A 647-nucleotide genomic window follows, 5' to 3' on the forward strand; every position below is an offset into this window, starting at 1 on the left:
TAGCCGTTTGCAAGGTCAGCTGCTGTCACGGTGTAGTTCACACCATTGACATTCACCACTGTGCCGTCAAGCGCATCTGGTCCCAACGCCACTTGTGCATTGAAGCTGCCGTCTGTGCCTAACTCGTCTGCATTCAAGATACCGTCGCCATTTAGGTCTTCAGGAATCGTGATCGCACCGATCAGGTCTGCAGGGACTGTATCAACCGTTACTGTCACGTCTGCATCTGCAACATCGACATTACCTTGTGCATCCACTGCTTCTGCATGGATCGCTACAGGACCTTCGCCTGTCACAGGAATTGCTGCTGTGATATAGCCGTTTGCAAGGTCAGCCGCTGTGACGGTGTAGTTAGTACCGTTAACATTCACCACTGTGCCATCAACTGCATCCGGTCCTAATGCCACTTGTGCATTGAATGTACCGTCTGTACCAAGTTCTGCAGCATTCAAGATACCATCGCCATTTAAGTCTTCAGGAACCGTAATTGCTGTAATCAGGTCTTGTGGAGTTGTATCAATGGTTAAGGTTACATCTGCATCAGCAACATCAACGTTACCTTGCGCATCTACTGCTTCTGCATGGATCGCTACAGGGCCTTCGCCTGTCACAGGAATCGCTGCTGTGATATAGCCGTTTGCAAGGTC

Annotated in this window: 1 protein-coding gene; it reads right to left on the reverse strand. The window is 49.9% G+C overall.

Features of this window, described 5'->3' with window-relative positions; translation table 11 throughout:
• Nucleotides 1-647, reverse strand: a 647-nt coding sequence (locus AC6BYQ_RS28530) for a hypothetical protein (RefSeq protein WP_498057933.1), incomplete at both ends; no start/stop codon positions are given.

The sequence above is a fragment of the Serratia sp. LTN-2 genome (assembly GCF_059740205.1).